The organism is Stenotrophomonas sp. 3(2025), assembly GCF_052665395.1.
Map to the genome: position 1 here is coordinate 61,998 of NZ_JBQOIF010000018.1, position 19,256 is coordinate 81,253.

General features: G+C 68.1%; 18 protein-coding genes. 17 read left to right on the forward strand and 1 reads right to left on the reverse strand.

Annotation, left to right across the window (positions count from 1 at the left end; translation table 11 throughout):
- The first annotated feature begins 105 nt into the window (after window positions 1-105).
- The 17 genes from ACUXVE_RS14260 to cueR all read left to right on the forward strand — a co-directional run bounded on the left by ACUXVE_RS14260 (window position 106) and on the right by cueR (window position 18,983).
- Window positions 106-414 (forward strand): YerC/YecD family TrpR-related protein, encoded by a 309-nt coding sequence (locus ACUXVE_RS14260; RefSeq protein WP_108266359.1) that lies wholly within the window; start codon window positions 106-108, stop codon window positions 412-414.
- A 34-nt stretch (window positions 415-448) separates the two neighbouring features.
- Window positions 449-1,360, forward strand: a complete 912-nt coding sequence (hisG, locus tag ACUXVE_RS14265; protein ID WP_033830971.1) for an ATP phosphoribosyltransferase — start codon at window positions 449-451, stop codon at window positions 1,358-1,360.
- On the forward strand, window positions 1,357-2,652 hold the full coding sequence (gene hisD / locus ACUXVE_RS14270; protein WP_445514646.1) for a histidinol dehydrogenase: 1,296 nt from the start codon (window positions 1,357-1,359) through the stop codon (window positions 2,650-2,652). Before hisG ends, hisD begins: the two co-directional genes overlap by 4 nt.
- Window positions 2,649-3,743 carry a histidinol-phosphate transaminase gene (hisC, locus tag ACUXVE_RS14275; RefSeq protein ID WP_445514647.1) on the forward strand — a complete coding sequence of 365 codons (1,095 nt, stop codon included), beginning with the start codon at window positions 2,649-2,651 and terminating at the stop codon, window positions 3,741-3,743. Before hisD ends, hisC begins: the two co-directional genes overlap by 4 nt.
- Window positions 3,740-4,813 (forward strand): bifunctional histidinol-phosphatase/imidazoleglycerol-phosphate dehydratase HisB, encoded by a 1,074-nt coding sequence (hisB, locus tag ACUXVE_RS14280; protein WP_059064075.1) that lies wholly within the window; start codon window positions 3,740-3,742, stop codon window positions 4,811-4,813. Before hisC ends, hisB begins: the two co-directional genes overlap by 4 nt.
- A complete protein-coding gene (gene hisH / locus ACUXVE_RS14285) occupies window positions 4,810-5,412 on the forward strand; it encodes an imidazole glycerol phosphate synthase subunit HisH (RefSeq protein WP_025874829.1) in 603 nt (200 codons plus the stop codon). Before hisB ends, hisH begins: the two co-directional genes overlap by 4 nt.
- Window positions 5,409-6,143: a 1-(5-phosphoribosyl)-5-[(5-phosphoribosylamino)methylideneamino]imidazole-4-carboxamide isomerase gene (hisA, locus tag ACUXVE_RS14290; RefSeq protein ID WP_032975531.1), complete on the forward strand. Its 735-nt coding sequence runs from the start codon at window positions 5,409-5,411 to the stop codon at window positions 6,141-6,143. Before hisH ends, hisA begins: the two co-directional genes overlap by 4 nt.
- On the forward strand, window positions 6,137-6,913 hold the full coding sequence (gene hisF, locus ACUXVE_RS14295; protein ID WP_445514648.1) for an imidazole glycerol phosphate synthase subunit HisF: 777 nt from the start codon (window positions 6,137-6,139) through the stop codon (window positions 6,911-6,913). The genes hisA and hisF overlap by 7 nt, the downstream gene beginning before the upstream one ends.
- Complete coding sequence (gene hisIE / locus ACUXVE_RS14300; RefSeq protein ID WP_222389786.1) at window positions 6,903-7,523, forward strand: bifunctional phosphoribosyl-AMP cyclohydrolase/phosphoribosyl-ATP diphosphatase HisIE; 621 nt, start codon at window positions 6,903-6,905, stop codon at window positions 7,521-7,523. Before hisF ends, hisIE begins: the two co-directional genes overlap by 11 nt.
- 159 nt (window positions 7,524-7,682) lie before the next feature.
- Window positions 7,683-9,272, forward strand: coding sequence for a calcineurin-like phosphoesterase C-terminal domain-containing protein (locus tag ACUXVE_RS14305; RefSeq protein WP_222389785.1), 1,590 nt, complete (start codon window positions 7,683-7,685; stop codon window positions 9,270-9,272).
- A 48-nt stretch (window positions 9,273-9,320) separates the two neighbouring features.
- Window positions 9,321-9,605 (forward strand): hypothetical protein, encoded by a 285-nt coding sequence (locus ACUXVE_RS14310; RefSeq protein WP_025874818.1) that lies wholly within the window; start codon window positions 9,321-9,323, stop codon window positions 9,603-9,605.
- An 85-nt stretch (window positions 9,606-9,690) separates the two neighbouring features.
- Complete coding sequence (locus ACUXVE_RS14315; protein WP_222389784.1) at window positions 9,691-10,713, forward strand: glucokinase; 1,023 nt, start codon at window positions 9,691-9,693, stop codon at window positions 10,711-10,713.
- Window positions 10,714-10,765: 52 nt separating this feature from the next.
- On the forward strand, window positions 10,766-11,764 hold the full coding sequence (locus tag ACUXVE_RS14320; RefSeq protein ID WP_222389783.1) for a N(4)-(beta-N-acetylglucosaminyl)-L-asparaginase: 999 nt from the start codon (window positions 10,766-10,768) through the stop codon (window positions 11,762-11,764).
- Window positions 11,761-12,492 carry a copper homeostasis protein CutC gene (locus ACUXVE_RS14325; protein ID WP_093819671.1) on the forward strand — a complete coding sequence of 244 codons (732 nt, stop codon included), beginning with the start codon at window positions 11,761-11,763 and terminating at the stop codon, window positions 12,490-12,492. The genes ACUXVE_RS14320 and ACUXVE_RS14325 overlap by 4 nt, the downstream gene beginning before the upstream one ends.
- Before the next feature lie 380 nt (window positions 12,493-12,872).
- Window positions 12,873-15,830, forward strand: a complete 2,958-nt coding sequence (locus ACUXVE_RS14330) for a TonB-dependent receptor plug domain-containing protein (protein WP_222389780.1) — start codon at window positions 12,873-12,875, stop codon at window positions 15,828-15,830.
- Window positions 15,831-16,016: 186 nt separating this feature from the next.
- Window positions 16,017-18,518 (forward strand): heavy metal translocating P-type ATPase, encoded by a 2,502-nt coding sequence (locus ACUXVE_RS14335; RefSeq protein WP_445514649.1) that lies wholly within the window; start codon window positions 16,017-16,019, stop codon window positions 18,516-18,518.
- A 12-nt stretch (window positions 18,519-18,530) separates the two neighbouring features.
- On the forward strand, window positions 18,531-18,983 hold the full coding sequence (gene cueR / locus ACUXVE_RS14340) for a Cu(I)-responsive transcriptional regulator (protein ID WP_117310278.1): 453 nt from the start codon (window positions 18,531-18,533) through the stop codon (window positions 18,981-18,983).
- 77 nt (window positions 18,984-19,060) lie between these two features.
- Here the strand turns inward: cueR and ACUXVE_RS14345 are convergent, their stop codons facing one another.
- The gene (locus ACUXVE_RS14345; RefSeq protein ID WP_222389775.1) at window positions 19,061-19,255 is read right to left on the reverse strand and encodes a heavy-metal-associated domain-containing protein; all 195 of its coding nucleotides are present in this window, start codon (window positions 19,253-19,255) and stop codon (window positions 19,061-19,063) included.
- Window position 19,256 lies beyond the last annotated feature (1 nt).

Consider the following 19,256-nt stretch of genomic DNA (forward strand, 5'->3'; position numbering starts at 1 on the left):
CGCTGTCTGAACGGGCCTGGCGGACCCTGGCCGTCCCTTTGACGCGGTGCGCAAGAATGCGTTAATGTACTAACACGCTATTACATTGATGCAAGAGCCCCGCCCGTGAAAGTCCGCCCCGACATCGCCGCCAAAGACCCGCAAGCCGATCTGGACGCCCTGGCCCAGGCCTTTGCCGCGCTGCGCGAGCCGGAGCAGGTAGTCGCCTTCCTGCGTGACCTGTGCACGCCGGCCGAGCTGGAAGCCATGGCTGACCGCTGGAAGGTGGTGCCGCTGCTGCAGCAGGGCGTGCCCTACCGTGAGATCCACGAGCGCACCGGCGTCAGCGTGACCACCACCGGACGGGTGGCACGCACGCTCGAGCATGGCCATCGAGGCTATGCCGCCGCTGTCGACCGCCTTGCTTCGCGCTGATCCGCGCCCCGTTCCAGACTTCGAGACCTCCCCCATGAGTGCAACCCAGGCAGCGCCGGCGCGAGACCGGCTGCGTATCGCCATCCAGAAGAGTGGCCGGCTGGCCGAGCCCGCCCGCAACCTGCTCAGTGCCTGTGGCCTGAGCTGGCGCGAGAGCCGCGACAAGTTGTTCTGCTACGGCGAATCACTGCCGGTGGACCTGCTGCTGGTGCGCGACGACGACATTCCCGGCCTGATCGCCGATGGCGTCTGCGACCTGGGCATCGTCGGCCGCAATGAACTGGACGAACAGGCGGCCGCGCGTCGCCAGATCGGCCTGGCCGATGCCTACCAGGCATTGCGCGGGCTGGGCTTTGGCCAGTGCCGCTTGATGCTGGCGGTGCCGGAAGACTGGCAATGGCAGGGGCCGGCACAACTGGCCGGTACCCGCATCGCCACCAGCTACCCGGCCATCCTCAAGCAGTGGCTGGCCGCGCAGGGCGTGGACGCACAGGTGGTGGAACTGTCCGGATCGGTGGAGATCGCGCCGCGCCTGGGCACCGCCGACCTGATCTGCGACCTGGTCTCCAGCGGCGCCACGCTGCGTGCCAACCAGCTCACCCCGGTGCACAACCTGCTCGACAGCGAAGCCGTGCTGGCCGGTGCGGTACGCGTTCCCGATGATGCGCGCGGCGCGCTGCGCAGCATGCTGCTGCGCCGCCTGGACGGTGTGGTGCAGCGGCAGGACCGCAAGCTGCTGATGTTCCGCGCCAGCGAGGACCGCGTCGACGCGTTGTCGCAGCTGCTGGCCGATGCCGAACCGTTGGTGCGTTTGCCTGCCGATGGCGGTGCATTGCGCCTGCAGACCATGTGCCCCGGTCCTTTGACCTGGCAGCGCATGGAAGAGCTGGAGCGCGCCGGCGCCCAGGGCCTGATGGTACTGAGCGTGGAGCGGTCGCTGGCATGAATCGTCTGATCTGGTCGCAACTTGACGAGGCCGCACGCAGCGCGGCGCTGACCCGCCCGGTGCAGACCGTGGCGCAGCAGACCCGTGATGCGGTGGCCGCGCTGATCGCGCAGGTGCGCACGCAGGGCGACGCCGCGCTGCGCGCGATCACCGCGCGCTTCGATGGCGTGGATCTGCAGGATTTCGAAGTTTCCGCAGCCGAGTTCGCAGCTGCCGATGCCGCGGTGCCGGCCGAGCTGCGCCAGGCCATGGTGGAAGCGGCCGAACGCATCACCCGCTTCCACGCGGCCGGCATGGGCCAGGGCTATACGGTGGAAACCGCGCCGGGCGTGGTCTGCGAGCGCATGCTGCGGCCGATCGGCCGGGTTGGCCTGTACGTGCCGGCCGGTAGTGCGCCACTGCCGTCCACTGCGCTGATGCTGGGCGTGCCGGCGCAGTTGGCCACTTGCCCACAGGTGGTGCTGTGCACCCCGCCGCGTGCCGACGGTACGGCCGATCCGGCGGTGCTGGTGGCCGCGCGCCTGACCGGTGTGCAACGCGTGTTCAAGCTGGGTGGTGCGCAGGCGATCGCGGCGATGGCCTATGGCACCGAAAGCATCCCGGCCAGCGACAAGCTGTTCGGGCCGGGCAACAGTTTCGTCACCGAAGCCAAGCAGCAGGTGGCACAGGACGGTGCCGCCGCCATCGACATGCCGGCCGGTCCCTCGGAAGTGCTGGTGATCGCCGATGCCGGTGCCAACCCTGCATTCGTTGCCGCCGATCTGCTGTCGCAGGCCGAGCACGGCCCGGATTCCCAGGTGCTGCTGCTGACCGATGACGCGGCGATGCTGGCCGCGGTCGAGGCCGAAGTTGAACGCCAGGTGGCCCTGCTGCCGCGGCAGGACATCGCCCGCCAGGCGCTGTCGGCATCGCAGTTGATCCAGGTGGAATCGCTGGCCGATGCGTTTGCGATCAGCAACCGCTACGCCCCCGAACACCTGATCCTGGCCCTGCGCGAACCGCGCGCGTGGCTGGACCAGGTGCAGGCGGCCGGTTCGGTGTTCCTCGGCGACTACACGCCGGAAGCACTGGGTGACTACTGCAGCGGCACCAACCACGTGCTGCCCACCGCCGGTGCCGCGCGCGCCTACAGTGGCGTCAGCGTGGCCAGCTTCCAGAACCTGATCAGCGTACAGAGCGCGACCGCCGCTGGCCTGGCCGCGATCGGTGGCTGCGCGCGCATCATCGCCAGCGCCGAAGGACTGGATGCGCACGAACGTGCGGTGGCACTGCGCATGGAGGTGGCCGCATGAGCGCGGATATCGACGGCGTGCTGGCACTTGTACGGCCGGACCTGCAGGCCTTTGCCGGCTACAGTTCGGCGCGCAGCAGCGCGGTGCAGGGCGAGGTGTGGTTGAACGCGAACGAATCGGCGTGGGCCAACCCGGCCGACGCCACTGGGGGCTGCCGCCGCTACCCGGAGCCGCAGCCGGCTGCGCTGCGTGATGTGCTGGCGTCGCTGTACGGCGTGCAGCCGCAACAGCTGCTGGTAGGCCGTGGCAGCGACGAGGCGATCGATCTGCTGGTGCGCGCCCTGTGCGCGCCGGGCCGCGATGGCGTGCTGGTGACGCCGCCGGTATTCGGCATGTACGCAGTCTGTGCGCGGTTGCAGGGTGCGCCGTTGATCGAGGTGCCGCTGATTGACGATGGCGACGGCCTGCGCACGGACCTGGATGCGGTGATTGCCGCTGCGAAGGGGCAGGGCGCCAAGCTCGTTTTCCTGTGCGCGCCGTCCAATCCTGCCGGCAGCGATATTCCGCTGCCCGAGATCGAAAGGGTGGCTCGTGCCCTGCGCGGGCAGGCGCTGGTGGTGGTGGACGAGGCCTATGTCGAGTACGCGCAGCGCGCTTCAGCGACCACGCTGCTTGCCGCGCACGCCAACCTGGCGGTGCTGCGCACGTTGTCCAAGGCGCACGCACTGGCCGCCGCGCGTATCGGCACCTTGATCGCCGCGCCGGAACTGATTGCCGTGCTGCGCCGATGCCAGGCGCCGTACCCGGTGCCGACGCCGTGCGCCGAGCTGGCCGCGCAGGCGCTGCAGCCGGCCGCGCTTGCGCGCACCGCTGAGCGGGTAGCCACGGTCGTCACCGAGCGCGAGCGCCTGCACCACGGCCTGCAGGGCCTGCCTGGCATCGGCCGGGTATACGCCTCGGCCGGCAACTACCTGCTGGTCCGCTTTGCCGATGCGCAGGCGGCGTTCGACGCGCTGCTTGCTGCTGGCGTGGTGGTGCGCGACCAGCGCGCCGCACCGCAGCTGGGCGATGCACTGCGTATCAGCATCGGCAGCCCCGAAGAGAACGACCGCGTGCTTGCGGCCCTGTCGGCGCGGAGGGCCGCGGCATGACGCCGATCCTGTTCATTGACCGCGACGGCACCCTCATCGAGGAGCCGGCGGATTTCCAGATCGACGCCTACGAGAAGCTGCGCTTCGTGCCGCAGGTGATCCCGGCGCTGCTGAAGCTGCGCGATGCCGGCTACCAGTTCGTGATCGTCACCAACCAGGACGGTCTGGGCAGCGAGCGCTACCCGCGCGCCAGCTTCGATGGCCCCAATGACCTGATGCTGCAGATCTTCGAAAGCCAGGGCATCGTCTTCCGTGACGTGCTGGTCGACTGCAGCTGGCCGCACGACAACGCGCCGACGCGCAAGCCGGGCATCGGCCTGATGACGGCCTACCTGCAGGACCGCAGCATCGACTGGGCGCGCTCGGGCATGGTGGGCGACCGCATCACCGACCTGCAGTTCGCCGACAACCTCAACATCCGTGGTTTCCAGCTGCGCACCGAACAGTTCGGCGGCGAGTGGGACTGGCCGGGCATCGCCCACGCACTGGCCGATGCACCACGCACGGCGGTGGTCCAGCGCAATACCAAGGAGACGAAGATCCGCGTCGAACTGGATCTGGACCGTGCCGGTGATGCGCACATCCACACCGGCCTGCCGTTCTTCGACCACATGCTGGAACAGATCGGCAAGCACGGCGGTTTCGCCCTGGACATCCGCGCCGAGGGCGACCTGCACATCGACGAACACCACACCATCGAAGACACCGGCCTTGCACTGGGCCAGGCCCTGCGCGAGGCGCTGGGCGACAAGCGCGGCATCGGCCGTTACGGCTTCACCCTGCCGATGGATGAAACCCTGGCCAGTGCTGCGCTGGACTTCAGCGGCCGCCCATATTTCGTATTCGAAGGCGAGTTCAAGCGCGAGCGCGTGGGCGACATGCCGACCGAGCTGGTCCCGCACTTCTTCCGTTCGCTGTGCGATGCCAGCGGGCTGAACCTCAACCTGCAGGTGCGTGGCGACAACGACCACCACAAGGTTGAAGCCTGCTTCAAGGCCCTGGCACGTGCACTGCGGCCGGCACTGGCGCGGCAGGGCACCGCCTTGCCGACCACCAAGGGGGCGCTGTGAGCGAGGTCGTGCTGATCGATGCCGGCGGTGCCAATCTGGGTTCGGTGCGCTACGCATTGGAACGGCTCGGTGCGACGGTGAAGCTGGTCCGCGATGCCGAAGGCCTGGCCGGCGCGCAACGGGTGATCCTGCCCGGCGTCGGCGCGGCCGGCCCCGGCATGCAGCGCCTGCATGCGCAGGGCCTGGTCGAGCCGTTGCGCCAGCTGCAGGTGCCCTTGATGGGCATCTGCCTGGGCATGCAGCTGTTGTTTGACCGCTCCGAAGAGGCCGGCGTGGATACGCTGGGATTGATCCCCGGCGTGGTGCGCAAGCTGGTGCCGGCCTGTGGCATCCGCGTGCCGCACATGGGTTGGAACCGGCTGCTGCCGCTGCGCCCGTCGCTGCTGCTGCAGGGGGTTCCCGAGCGCGCCAGTGCGTACTTCGTGCACAGCTATGCCGCGCCGCTGAACAGCCATACCGTTGCCGCCTGTGATCACGGCGGCCTGTTCACCGCCGTGGTCGAGCAGGGCCGCTACTTCGGCGCCCAGTTCCATCCCGAGCGGTCCGGCGATACCGGTTCGCTGATGCTGCGCAATTTCCTCGAGGGCACCGCTGCATGAGTTTCATCGTCTACCCCGCACTGGATATCCGCGACGGCCGCGTCGTGCGGCTGCGTCAGGGCGACTACGCGCAGGAAACCCACTATGGCGACGACCCGCTGCCGCGTGCGCAGGCGTTCGCCACGCAGGGCGCACAGTGGATGCACCTGGTCGATCTGGATGCCGCACGTGCCGGTGGCTACACGTTGGCGCCGCTGTTGGCCGCGATCCGTGCGCAGACCCCGCTGCAGGTGCAGACCGGTGGCGGCGTGCGTGGCCGTGACGACGTGGCACGCATCCTCGATGCGGGTGCCAGCCGCGTGGTGATCGGCTCACTGGCGGTGCGCGAGCCGGCGCAGGTGATCGGCTGGCTGGGCGAGTTCGGCCCGGAGCGGCTGACCATCGCCCTCGATGCACGGCAGGACGCGCAAGGGCAATGGCAGCTGCCGGTGCATGGCTGGACCGAGAACGCGGGGGTGACCCTGGATGCGCTGGCCGAGCGCTATGCACAGGCCGGCATGCGTCACCTGTTGTGCACCGACATCGCCCGCGATGGCATGCTGGCCGGGCCCAACATCAGCCTGTACCAGCACCTCGCAGCGTTGCTGCCGGGCGTGGCGGTACAGGCGTCGGGCGGCATCCGCGATGTGGCCGACGTGGCTGCGGCACAGGCCGCCGGTTGTGGTGGCGCGATCCTCGGCAAGGCATTGCTGGAACAGCGCATGGACTTGGCGGAGGCGCTGGCATGCTGAGCCGCCGCATCATTCCGTGCCTGGACGTGCGCGATGGCCGCGTGGTCAAGGGCGTGCGTTTCCGCGATCACGTCGACATGGGGGACATCGCCGAACTGGCGCAGCGCTATCGCGACCAGGGTGCCGACGAGCTGGTGTTCTATGACATCGGCGCCAGCCCGGAGGCGCGGTCGGTGGACGTGGCCTGGATCGAGCGCATCGCGCGCCTGATCGATATCCCGTTCTGCGTGGCCGGCGGCATCGACAGCGTCGAGACCGCGCGTCGCGTGCTGTTCGCCGGCGCGGACAAGATTTCGATCAATTCACCCGCGCTGGGCCGCCCGGAACTGATCACCGAACTGGCCGGAGAATTCGGCGTGCAGTGCGTGGTGGTCGGTGTCGACTCGGTACGCGAGGACGATGGCCAGTGGCGCGTGCGCCGTTTCAGCGGCGACCCGGACAGAACCCAGGCAGTGCCGCTGCGCACGCTGGACTGGATCGTCGAGGCGCAGCGCCGGGGTGCCGGCGAGATCGTGCTGAACTGCATGGACAGCGATGGCGTGCGCCGTGGCTATGACGTCGAGCAGCTGCGCCAGGCACGTGCGCTGTGCCAGGTGCCCCTCATCGCATCGGGCGGTGCGGGTACGATGGAGCACTTCGCCCAGGCCTTTGACCAGGCCGACGTTGACGGTGCGCTGGCGGCCAGCGTATTCCACAGTGGCGCCATCGCCATTGCCGACTTGAAGCGCTACCTGCGCGAGCAGCAGATCGAGGTGCGGGATGTCTATTGATGTGCGGCCGTCGCCGCAGGCGCTGGAAACGCTGGACTGGGACAAGGGCGATGGGCTGCTGCCGGCCGTTGTGCAGGACGCCGATACCCTGCAGGTGCTGATGCTGGGTTACGTCAGCGCCGAGTCGCTGGCAGCGACGCTGGCCATCGGCCACATGACCTTCTTCAGCCGCAGCAAGCAGCGTCTTTGGACCAAGGGCGAGCAGTCCGGCAATGTGCTGGCGGTGCAGTCGATCAGCGTCGATTGCGATGCCGATACGCTGCTGGTGCTGGCGCGCCCGGCAGGCCCGACCTGCCACACCGGCGCGGAAAGCTGCTTCGATGGCGCGCCGAAGGACTTCCTCGGCGGCCTGGACCAGCTGGTGGCCGTGCGCGAGGCACTGCGCCCCTCCGGCAGCTATACAACGTCCCTGTTCGAAGGTGGCATCCGCCGCATCGCGCAGAAGGTGGGCGAGGAAGGCGTGGAGACGGCGCTGGCCGCGGTGGCGCAGGACGATGAGGCCTTCCTGGGCGAGGCGTCGGACCTGCTGTACCACCTGCTGGTGCTGCTGCGCGCGCGCGGGCTGTCGCTGGAAGATGCCCGCGACGTGCTGGAAAAGCGCCATCGTTAGAGGTGCGGTAGTGCCGGCCGCTGGCCGGCAACCTGATGTTCGTGGGACGCCTGGTGGAATGCCGGCCAGCGGCCGGCACGACAGGAAAAGCGGCAATCGCGTGCGCGATGTCATCGCCGGAATCTACAATAGGCGGTCTCTTTTTCCCGGACCGCCCCCATGAAACTGCCTGCCGCCTGGCTGTGCTGCCTGTTGCTGACCTCGCCGGCCTGGGCCGCCGATACCGTGGTCAGCGGCAAGGTCTATCTGGAGCGTGACGGCAAGCCGGGCCGCGGTGCGACCGATCCGGGCCTGGCCGGCGTGCAGGTGTCCAACGGCGAAACCATCGTCAAGACCGCCGCCGACGGCAGCTACAGCCTGCCTGTGCGTGACGGGCAGACGGTCTTCGTGATCAAGCCCGATGCGTATTCCTTCCCGAAGGCCGCCGACGGCCTGCCGTCGTTCTGGCGGCACTATCGGCCCAATGGTTCTCCGGCGCTGAAGTACGGTGGCATCGCCGCGACCAGTGACGTTGCCCGCAACTGGGACTTCGCCCTGCAGAACGACCGGCATGACAGCCGCCGTGGTTTCCAGATGCTGGTGTTCACCGACTCGCAGACCGCCAGCCTGCAGGACATCGGCTACTACCGGCAGTCGATCGTGGCGCCGCTGGTGGGCCAGACCAAGGCGCGGCTGGGTACCACGCTGGGCGACATCGTCAACGACGACCTGACCCTGTACCCGGCGATCAACAAGGTCACCACCGAACTCGGCGTGCCGTGGTTCCACGTACCCGGCAACCACGACCTGGATGTCGACGCGGCCAATGATGCGCATTCGCTGGACAGCTGGCGCAACATCTACGGCCCCGATACCTATGCAGTGGAAGAGGGCGGCGCCAGTTTTGTGTTCCTCGACGACGTGGTGTACGACCCCAACGCCAAGCCCAGGTATGTCGGTGGCCTGCGCGAGGATCAGTTCGCTTTCCTTGCGGCCTACCTGAAGGGCATGCACAAGGACCGCCTGCTGGTGCTGGGCATGCACATTCCGCTGTTCGATGCGGCACCGGGGCGCGAGACCTTCCGCCATGCCGACCGCCAGCGCCTGTTCGACCTGCTGAAGGACTTCCGCAACGTGCTGGTGCTCAGTGGCCACAGCCACACCCAGCAGCACGTCTATCACGGTAAAGCCGACGGCTGGCAGGGCGCCAGGCCGCTGCACGAGTACAACGTCGGTGCCAACTGCGGTGCGTTCTGGTCGGGCGTGAAGAATGCCGCCGGCGTACCGGACAGCACCATGAGCGACGGCACGCCGAAGGGCTATGCGTTGCTGGACGTGGCCGGCAACGGCAGCTATCGCCTGCAGTACCGGGTGGCCGGTGCGGCCGCCAGCGAGCAGATCGGCCTGCATGCACCGAAGGTGCTGCGCAAGGGCGCGTACCCGGCGTGGGGCATCTATGCCAACGTGTACATGGGCGAGGACGCCAGCGTGGTCGAGTACCGCGTCGATGGCGGCGCCTGGCAGCCGATGAAGCAGGTCAGCCAGCCCGATCCGCGCCTGCTGGTGGAGAACGTTGCCGACGACCTGGCTTCCACGCTGCGCGGTTACGACCGCTCTCCGGAAGCCACCGCCTCGCCGCACCTGTGGCGTGGCGCGTTGCCGACCGACCTGGCCGTGGGCAGCCACAAGGTCGAGGTGCGCTCCACCCAGCCCGATGGTGCGGTGTTCACCGCCAGCACCAGCTACAGCCTGCAGACCGCGCAGCCCTGAGCGCGGGCCGGGCTGCCATCACCAACTTCCATCACGAAAGGACGCAGCATGGATATCCGCTTCATGGCCGGCACCACGCCGGTCACCCTCAGCCGCCACTGGTTCACCGGCGCGATGATGCTGCAGAGCGCCAGCGAGAAGGTCTGGGTGCAGCACCCGCTGCATCCGGGCACGCACTTCTCGTTCTCACTGGTACAGTCGTGGCAGCGCCATATCGCCGGCCATGAAGTGCTGGTGGAGCGGACCCGGCCGCTGCTGTTCGCCGGGTTCCGCCCGCAGCGCCTGCGGGTGCTGGTGGACGGTGTGCAGGTGGCCGAGCAGGAAGGCATGTGACCCCGGGCGGCGCTGTCGCCGCGCTAGGCAAAGGCCGTCCAATGCCTGAGAATCGGCACGATTCAATCGATCCAAGCAGGCCAGCGTGAACGTTGCAGCAGTGTCCCCGGCGCCATCCGAGTCCGTCCGCAGCGGCGTCTCCCGCAGCCTGGTCGTCGCCGATGTCGGCGGTACCTTCGCCCGTCTTGCGCTGGCCGAGACCCTGCCGGGGCAGGCGCCGCGGCTGGGTAGCTACCGCACCTATGCCTGCGCCGACCACCCCAGCCTGGCGGCGATCCTGGCCGATTTCACCGCCAGTCTCGGCCAGCCGATGGCCAGTGCGGTGGTCGCCATCGCCGGCCTGCTCGACGGCGATACCCTGATCAATGCCAATCTGCCGTGGACCGTGTCCCTGTCGGCGACGCGCCGCGAGTCGGGCCTGCCCGACCTGCAGCTGATCAATGATTTCGAAGCAGTGGCGTTGGCCATTCCCTACCTGCAGGCCGACACGCTGGTGCCGCTGAATGGCGATGCCGATCCGGCCAAGACCTTCCCGGCACTGGTGCTGGGGCCGGGCACCGGCCTGGGCGCCGCGTTGCGCTTCGCCGATGGCGAGCGCCCGGTGCTGGCCAGCGAAATCGGCCACGCTGCGTTGGGTGCCGGCAATGCGCTGGAACTGCATGTGCTGGGCCAGCTGCTGCAGCGCTGGCCGCATGTGGACAACGAACGCGTGCTGTCCGGCAGCGGCCTGATGAACCTGTATCCCTGCCTGTGCGAACTGCGCGGCGTGGCTCCGCAATGGACCAGCACCGAAGCGCTGATCGCGGCTGCGCGGCAAGGCGACGACGCGCTGGCAGTGGAAACCCTGCAGGTGTTCTGCGCCTGGCTGGGCAGCCTGGCCGGTGACGCGGCGATCGCCGTGGGCGCGCGCTCGGTGTACCTGGCCGGCGGCATTTCCACCCATGTGCAGGACTTCCTGGCCGACGGCCGTTTCCGTGAGCGCTTCCTCAACAAGGGGGTGCTGACCGACGTGCTGCGCCAGGTGCCGGTGTGGCGCGTCGAACATGGCCAGCTGGGTGTGCTCGGTGCGGCAGCCTGGCACGCAGCGCGGACCCCCGCGCACGATTGATCGGCGCTGCCGGCATCGGGCCGGCAGGCGCAGCATGCAGACGGAGGCGAAGATGGTGGATCGCAGGCAGTTTTTGCAGGCCGGTGCACTGGCCGCAGGCGTGGCAGCGTTGCCGGTGGTGAAGGCGCGTACGCGCGGTGGCGCCAAGGTGGTCTCGACCTGGGACTTCGGCGTGCCGGCCAACCAGGCCGCGTGGAAGGTACTGGCGCAGGGCGGCAGTGCGCTGGATGCGGTGGAAGCCGGTGCACGCTGGGCCGAAAGCGAGTTGTGCAACCCTACTGTCGGCCATTGTGGCAACCCTGACCGCGACGGCGTGCTGAGCCTGGACGCCAGCATCATGGATGGTGACGGCCGCTGTGGCGCGGTTGCTGCGCTGGTCGACATCCTGCACCCGGTGTCGGTGGCCCGCAGGGTGATGGAGAACAGCCCGCATGTGCTGCTGGTGGGCGAGGGCGCCCAGCAGTTCGCCGTGCAGCAGGGCTTCCAGCGCCAGCACCTGCTGACGCCGAAGGCCGAAGCGGCCTGGCGTGAGTGGCTGAAGACCGAAAAGTACGCCCCGCAGATCAATGCCGAGCGCCGCGGTCTTCCCGGCAACAGCGACAACCACGACACCATCGGCATGCTGGCACTGGACGCCAAGGGCAACCTGGCCGGCGCCTGCACCACCAGCGGCATGGCCTGGAAACTGCATGGCCGGGTCGGCGACAGCCCGATCATCGGCGCCGGCCTTTACGTGGACAACGACGTGGGCGCGGCCACTGCTTCGGGCGTGGGCGAGGAGATGATCCGCAACGCGGCCTCGTTCCTGGTGGTCGAGCTGATGCGCCAGGGCCGTTCGCCGGCACAGGCCTGCCGCGAAGCGATCGACCGGGTGGTGCGCAAGCGCCCCGAGGCCAGCCGCACGCTGCAGGTCTGCTTCCTGGCCATGAACAAGCAGGGCGAAGTGGGTGCCTATGCACTGCATCACGGCTTCGTCTACGCGGTGTGCGATGCGCAGCGCCAGGACGACCTGCGCGACTCACCGTCGATCTATACGATCACGCAGACGTGAGCGCACGCCTGACGTTGGAGATCGCCAGCAATTCGGTGGCTTCGGCGCTGGCCGCGCAGGCCGGTGGCGCAGATCGCATCGAACTGTTCGACAACCTTGCCGAAGGCGGTACCACGCCGTCGTTTGCCAGCATCGCCATCGCCCGCGAGCGGCTGCAGATTCCATTGTTCGTGCTGGTGCGACCGCGTCCGGGGGATTTCCACTACGACGCGCTGGAAACCGAGCTGATGCTGCGCGACATCGCCCAGTGCCGCGCACTGGGCTGCGATGGCGTGGTGATCGGTGCGCTGGATGCGCAGGGCGATATCGACCTGCCGCTGTGCCGCGAACTGCTGCACGCGGCCGGCCCGTTGCAGGTGACCTTCCACCGTGCCTTCGACGCCGCGCGCGATCTGCCGGCGGCGCTGGAGCAGGTGATCGGGCTGGGCTGCCAGCGGGTGCTGACGTCCGGCGGCCAGGCCAGCGCCGACGCCGGTGCCGATGTACTGGCCGCGCTGGTCGCGCGGGCCGCCGGCAGGATCAGCGTCATGGCCGGCGCAGGGCTGGGCCCGGGCAACATCGCCGCCGTGGCGCGGAAGACCGGCTGTCTCGAACTGCATGCCTCGGCCAAGGCGCAACGACGTTCGGCCATGCAGTTCCAGAACCCGGCCCTGCGCGGGCTGGACCCGGACTGGAGCCAGACAGACACCGCCACGGTGAGTGCGCTGCGGAAGGCGCTCGACGGCTGAGCGCATCCGCCGGGCATGGCCCGGCGCTACCGGGGCGGGTCGGCACCGCGATGGATGCATCCGCGGTAGCGCCGGGCCATGCCCGGCGAACACGCAGCCCGATCACGGACAAAACCGTTCCGCGCGCGGGTGTCGTGATCGTGTCATCGACTTCTGTGCCGCTTCCATAATGATGTCGTGCAACCCATTGATTCATCTGCAGCCCAACAGGCGATAACGACGCGTGTCGGGCGGATGCTGCGCCGCCGCATGCTGGGCGTGGTTCAGCTGTGCTTTAGTTTGGATCGATCCACAGGGGAGGGCGGTCGAATCGAGATGGATCGATTCAACGCCCGGGATCGCCATCCGACCGCGCGTCCACCATCCAAGAGCAACCACCCATGGCTCAGTCCGTCCGCAACCGCCGTCATCTGCTGTCCCACGCCCTCGCCCTGGCCCTGCTGCCGTTCGCCGCTGGCGCACAGGACGCGGCCCCGTCGCCCACCAAGGATCTTGATGCGGTCACCGTCACCGGTTCGCGCATCAAGCGTGCCAGCGTCGAGGGCCCGGCCCCGGTCAACGTGATCAGCGCCGCACAGATCCAGAAGGAAGGCTTCGTCACCGTCTACGACGCACTGAAGACCCTGACCGAGGCGACCGGCACGGTCGAGGCGGCGTCGCAGTGGGGCTCGCACACCCCCAATGCGAGTGGCCTGAACCTGCGCGGCATGGGCCCCAACCGCAGCCTGCTGCTGGTCAATGGCCGCCGCGTGGCCGACTATCCGCTGCCCTATGGCGGCGAGACCAATTTCTCCAACTACAGCAACATTCCGGCGGCGGCGGTCGAACGCATCGAAGTGCTGACTGGCGGCGCCTCGGCGATCTACGGTTCGGACGCCATCGCCGGCGTGGTCAACGTCATCCTCAAGACCAACTACGACGGCGACGAGGTGCGCGTGCGCGGCGGCACCTCCACCGAAGGCGGGCGTGATACATGGGATCTGTCCTGGGCGGGCGGCAAGACCGGCGACAACTGGAGCGTGACCTACGCCCTGCAGTACACCAAGCGCGATCCGCTGTTCGGCCGTGACCGGCCGCAGATGGACGACGCCGACGATGCGCTGTACCCGTCCTGGAACATGGAACAGCGCAAGGTCGGTTTCCGTCCCGCCGCTGGCCTGGCGTTGATCGACCCCAGCAACGGCCAGCGCCTGGCGCCGCCGGACGGCACCTGCGAGAAATTTGCTGGCGAGTACTACACCGCCGACCGCCTGGTCTACAACTATAACGCCAATACGGTGAGCAACACCGGCCGCCTCTGCGGCATGAGCGCCGACTACGCCAACTGGCTGTTGACCGGAGGCTCGGAGAACCTGTCGGGCAACCTGTATGCCACCTTCGATTTCGGCAACGATCTGCAGGCCTGGAGCAACCTGGCGGTCTACCGTTCCGAGGCGATCTGGGGCACCAATCCGCCGAGCGTGTCGCTGATCGACGATGCCAACGGTTACTACTGGGATGCCAACCGCAATCGCCCGGTGCTCGGCGTGCGCCAGTTCACCCCGAACGAAGTCGGTGGCCTGGACACGCTGCGCAATACCAACCGCGAGTTGTCGTGGGATATCAGCGCAGGCCTGCGCGGGCGCCTGGCCGATCGCTTCGACTGGAGCGCCACGGTCGGCCGTTCCTACTACCGCGTCGAGGAGCGGCAGAACGTGGTCGACGAGCAGAAGTCGTACGACTTCTTCCTCGGCCCACGGCTGGGCACCACCGGCGATGGCGAGGCGATCTACGCCTTGAACGAGTCGCGCTGGTGGAACCCGATCACCCCGGACCAGTACTGGCAGATGGGCACGGTGGCGAAGAACCGTGCGTCGTCCTACGTCAACCAGGCGTCGGCCGACATCACCGGTGAACTGTTCCAGGGTTGGGCCGGTCCGATCTCGTTCGCAGCGGTAGCCGAAGTGGCCAAGCAGGGCTATCACCTCAGCCCGGACCCGCGCGCGGGCATCGATTTCGATCTGCAGAACGTCGATCGCGGCGGTGGCGAGCGTACGCGTTATTCGGCGGGCGTCGAGTTCAAGATTCCGTTGGCCGACAGCCTGATCGCCACCGCGGCGGCACGCTACGACCGGTACGGCAGCTACAAGGCCGACAGCGGCGGCGAAGCGCTGGATATCGGCAGCCAGAAGGAAACCACCTGGAACGCCGGCCTGGAATGGCGGCCGTTCGAGTCGCTGCTGGTACGCGGCTCCTACGCGACCAGCTTCCACGCGCCGGACATGCACTACCTGCTGGGGCAGGCCAGCAGTTCCGAAGTGCTGACCTACGACCGGCTGCGCTGCATCGAGAGCGGCGCCTACCTGGTCAACAACTGCGGCGTGGGCAATGCCGATGTCTGGTACGCGTTCGATGTGAACCGCCGGGGTACGCCGCTGCTGCGCTCGGAAACCGGCGATTCGTGGACGGTCGGTTTCGTGTGGGACGTGCTGCCGAACCTGTCGATGAGCGCTGACTACTGGGCGATCACGCTGGAAGACATGATCGTCGACGTCGGTGCCGACGAAGTGCTGGCGAGTGAGGCCGGCTGCCTGACCGGCAGGAACATGGATGGCACGCCGTGGGCGAACCCGGCGGGTGAGGCCTACTGCGCTGGCATCCTGGCCCGGGTGAGCCGTGACAGCAGCGGCCGGCTGGTGTCGATCGAGCGCGGGCCGTTCAACCTGGCCAGCCGCGAAGTGCGCGGCATCGACCTGAGCGCGCGCTACCGCCTGGAGACGGCCGCATGGGGCAGCTTCCAGCTGGGGGTGAACTACACCAACCAGATCTCGACGAAGGAGCAGCGCTACGCCAACGACCCGAACCCGGAGCGTCGCGACCGTGACCTGCGCAGCAAGCTGCGCGCCAGCCTGGCGTGGCAGGGTGGCAACTGGAATGCGAACGTGTACGCCGACCGCATCGGTTCAGTGCCGGGCGTGCGCTACCACTGGGGCACCGACCGCCTGGACAACCCCGGCGGCTGCCTGCCATTCGCCGATGGCTACGTGCCCAGCGACAGCCCGTCGCTGAACTGCCTGGAACCCGCCACGCGCCCGGATGGATCGGCCAATCCGAACCCGAATGCGGGGCAGCAGACGGCGCGCTATTACGGCCGGGTCGGGCCGTTCATTACCTGGAACTTCAACGTCGGCTACCAGGTGACCGAGTTCATGAAGGTCAATCTATACGTGAACAACGCGTTCAATGCGACCAGCTGGAACCACAAGGACCCGTACAAGGTCGACTACGATTTCGCCCCGACCCGCCTGCTGGGTGCGGTGGGACGCGAGTTCGCGCTGGAGTATGTGTTCACGTTCTGAGGGAGGGCGGCGCCGGGCATGGCCCGGCGACAGCCACGATTTGACGGGCAGCCACGCATGGCGTGGCTCTACTGGGCGCGCGCGGGATGGGTGGGTCGTTGGCGGGGCGGGGTGGATTTGACCTTCCCACGATGGCAAGGTCTAGGCTGGTCACCATCCTCCAGATGGAACCAGGGAAACCAGGCCATGAGCACCTCCAGCCCCACCGCCGTCCACGAGACGGCTTCCACCATCAGCCTGCCGATCGAAGGCATGACCTGCGCCAGCTGTGTTGGCCGCGTTGAAGAGGCCCTGGCCAAGGTCGAGGGGGTCGCCAGCGTGTCGGTCAACCTGGCCACCGAGCGCGCGGACATCCGTTCCTCTGGTCCGGTCGACCGCGATGCGCTGATCCAGGCAGTGGAGAAGGTGGGCTACGAAGTACCCGCCGCGACCACCGAACTGGCCGTGGAAGGGATGACCTGCGCATCCTGCGTCGGCCGCGTGGAGCGCGCGCTGTTGGCGGTGCCGGGCGTCAGCCACGCCAGCGTCAACCTGGCCACCGAGCGTGCGACCGTGCGCGGCGTTGCCGGCATCGAGGCACTGGTGGCGGCGATCGACAAGGTTGGATATGCGGCACGCGCGATCGATGGCGGTACCCAGGTCGACGAGGAAGCGGCTGAAAAGAAGGATGCCGAGCGGGTGGCGCTGAAGCGCGACCTGATCCTGGCCAGCGTGCTGGCGGCCCCGGTGTTCGTATTGGAAATGGGCTCGCACCTGATCCCCGGCATGCACCACTGGGTGATGTCCACGATCGGCATTCAGGCCAGCTGGTACCTGCAGTTCGTGCTGACCACGCTGGTCCTGGCCATTCCCGGCCGGCGTTTCTACCAGAAGGGCTTCCCGGCGCTGCTGCGCCTGGCACCGGACATGAACTCGCTGGTGGCGGTGGGTACCGCGGCGGCGTTCGGCTATTCGGTGGTGGCCACCTTCATCCCGCGCCTGCTGCCGCCGGGCACCGTGAATGTCTACTACGAAGCGGCGGCAGTGATCGTCGCGCTGATCCTGCTCGGCCGGTTCCTGGAGGCGCGCGCGAAAGGCCGCACCTCGGAGGCGATCAAGCGCCTGGTCAACCTGCAGGCCAAGGTGGCACACGTCAGCCGCGAAGGGCGCATCGTCGATATTCCGATCAACGAGGTGCTGCTGGGCGACCTGCTGGAAGTGCGTCCGGGCGAGCGCGTGCCGGTGGACGCAGAGGTGACCGACGGTCGCAGCTTCGTCGACGAATCGATGATCACCGGCGAGCCGATCCCGGTGGAGAAGTCGGCCGGCAGCAGCGTGGTCGGCGGTACCGTCAACCAGAAGGGTGCGCTGACCCTGCGTGCGACCGCGGTAGGTGGGCAGACCATGCTGGCGCAGATCATCCGTCTGGTTGAACAGGCACAGGGTTCCAAGCTGCCCATCCAGGCCGTGGTCGACAAGGTGACGCTGTGGTTCGTGCCGGCGGTGATGCTGGCGGCGTTGGCCACCTTCCTGGTGTGGCTGATCTTCGGGCCGTCGCCGGCGCTGACCTTCGCGCTGGTCAACGCGGTGGCCGTGCTGATCATCGCCTGCCCATGCGCGATGGGGCTGGCCACGCCGACCTCGATCATGGTCGGCACCGGCCGTGGCGCCGAGATGGGCGTGCTGTTCCGCAAGGGCGAGGCACTGCAGCTGTTGAAGGACGCCAAGGTGGTGGCGGTGGACAAGACCGGCACCTTGACCGAAGGCCGCCCGTTGCTGACCGAGCTGGAGATCGCCGACGACTTCGATCGCGCGCAGGTGCTGGCACGGGTGGCGGCGGTGGAGTCGCGCTCGGAGCACCCGATCGCCCGCGCCATTGTCGAGGCGGCGACCGAGGAGGGTATCGCGTTGCCGGCGATGGTCGGTTTCGAGTCGGTGACCGGCATGGGCGTGCGTGCCAGCGTCGACGGTGCGCGGGTGGAAGTGGGTGCCGATCGCTTCATGCGTTCGCTGGGCGTGGACATCGGCGCGTTCGATGCGCTGGCCGACCGCCTCGGCAACGAAGGAAAGTCGCCGCTATATGCCGCCATCGATGGCCGCCTGGCGGCGATCCTCGCCGTCTCCGATCCGATCAAGCCGAGTACGCCGGCCGCCATTGCCGCGCTGCACCAGCTTGGCTTGAAGGTGGCCATGATTACCGGTGACAACGCCGCTACCGCGCAGGCCATCGCCCGCCAGCTCGGCATCGATGAAGTGGTGGCCGAGGTGTTGCCGGAAGGCAAGGTGGAGGCGGTGCGCCGGTTGAAGGCGGCCTACGGGCAGATTGCGTTCGTCGGTGATGGCATCAACGATGCGCCGGCGCTGGCCGAGGCCGATGTGGGGCTGGCCATCGGCACCGGCACCGACGTCGCGGTGGAATCGGCCGACGTGGTGCTGATGTCCGGCAACCTGCAGGGCGTGCCCAACGCCATCGCGCTGTCGAAGGCGACCATCGGCAACATCCGCCAGAACCTGTTCTGGGCCTTCGCCTACAACACCGCGTTGATTCCGGTCGCGGCGGGTGCGCTGTACCCGGTATGGGGCGTCCTGCTGTCGCCAGTGTTCGCCGCCGGTGCCATGGCCCTGTCCAGCGTGTTCGTGCTCGGCAATGCGCTGCGCCTGCGGCGCTTCCAGGCACCGATGGTCGAGGCGTCCCATGCGGCCCGGTAAAGGAGTGATGGCATGAACATCGGTGAAGCATCGAAGGCATCCAGCGTGTCGGCCAAGATGATCCGCTACTACGAGCAGATCGGCCTGATTCCGCCAGCTGACCGCACCGGCGCGGGCTATCGCGCCTATTCGCAGGCCGACGTGCACCGGCTGCGTTTCATCCGTCGCGCGCGTGATCTCGGCTTTTCAGTGGCCGAGATCACCGACCTGCTGGGCCTGTGGAACGACACCTCGCGGCACAGCGCCGACGTCAAGCGCCTGGCCGAGCAGCACATCGATGATCTGGAACAGCGCATCGAGAACATGCGGCAGATGGCCGATACGCTGAAATCACTGATCAGCTGCTGCGCCGGCGATGATCGTCCCGAGTGCCCGATCCTGCAGCGGCTGGGCGAAGGCGAGGAGGGCGCTGCGCCGGTGGCGGCGCCCACCGGGGCGGTACGCAGGCGCGCGCGCACGACCTGAAGACGACATACGGAAAAGAAAACGCCCGCCCCGGCAGTTGCACGGGGCGGGCATCGTTCATGCAGTGGCTCAGGCGATCAGGCCGGGCGCGGCGGGAAACCCGCGTCGGTCAGCGCTGCAATGATCTGCGCTTCGCTGGCCGAGGTCTGCACCTGCACGCGGCGGCTGGGCGGGTCGGCCGACACCGTCGCCGCCGGGTCGACCAGCTCGATCGCCTTGGTCACGCTGCGCGCGCAGCCGCCGCAGGTCATGCCTTCCACATGGAATTCCATC

Excerpts from the sequence above, each read along its gene's own strand:
- ACUXVE_RS14305 (WP_222389785.1), top strand. The coding sequence starts at position 7,683 with ATGAAACTGCCTGCCGCCTGGCTGTGCTGCCTGTTGCTGACCTCGCCG.
- ACUXVE_RS14330 (WP_222389780.1), top strand. The coding sequence starts at position 12,873 with ATGGCTCAGTCCGTCCGCAACCGCCGTCATCTGCTGTCCCACGCCCTC.
- hisIE (WP_222389786.1), top strand. The coding sequence starts at position 6,903 with ATGTCTATTGATGTGCGGCCGTCGCCGCAGGCGCTGGAAACGCTGGAC.
- ACUXVE_RS14310 (WP_025874818.1), top strand. The coding sequence starts at position 9,321 with ATGGATATCCGCTTCATGGCCGGCACCACGCCGGTCACCCTCAGCCGC.
- hisC (WP_445514647.1), top strand. The coding sequence starts at position 2,649 with ATGAGCGCGGATATCGACGGCGTGCTGGCACTTGTACGGCCGGACCTG.
- hisG (WP_033830971.1), top strand. The coding sequence starts at position 449 with ATGAGTGCAACCCAGGCAGCGCCGGCGCGAGACCGGCTGCGTATCGCC.
- ACUXVE_RS14320 (WP_222389783.1), top strand. The coding sequence starts at position 10,766 with ATGGTGGATCGCAGGCAGTTTTTGCAGGCCGGTGCACTGGCCGCAGGC.
- cueR (WP_117310278.1), top strand. The coding sequence starts at position 18,531 with ATGAACATCGGTGAAGCATCGAAGGCATCCAGCGTGTCGGCCAAGATG.
- hisF (WP_445514648.1), top strand. The coding sequence starts at position 6,137 with ATGCTGAGCCGCCGCATCATTCCGTGCCTGGACGTGCGCGATGGCCGC.
- ACUXVE_RS14345 (WP_222389775.1), bottom strand. The coding sequence starts at position 19,255 with ATGGAATTCCATGTGGAAGGCATGACCTGCGGCGGCTGCGCGCGCAGC.
- hisA (WP_032975531.1), top strand. The coding sequence starts at position 5,409 with ATGAGTTTCATCGTCTACCCCGCACTGGATATCCGCGACGGCCGCGTC.
- ACUXVE_RS14335 (WP_445514649.1), top strand. The coding sequence starts at position 16,017 with ATGAGCACCTCCAGCCCCACCGCCGTCCACGAGACGGCTTCCACCATC.
- hisD (WP_445514646.1), top strand. The coding sequence starts at position 1,357 with ATGAATCGTCTGATCTGGTCGCAACTTGACGAGGCCGCACGCAGCGCG.
- hisB (WP_059064075.1), top strand. The coding sequence starts at position 3,740 with ATGACGCCGATCCTGTTCATTGACCGCGACGGCACCCTCATCGAGGAG.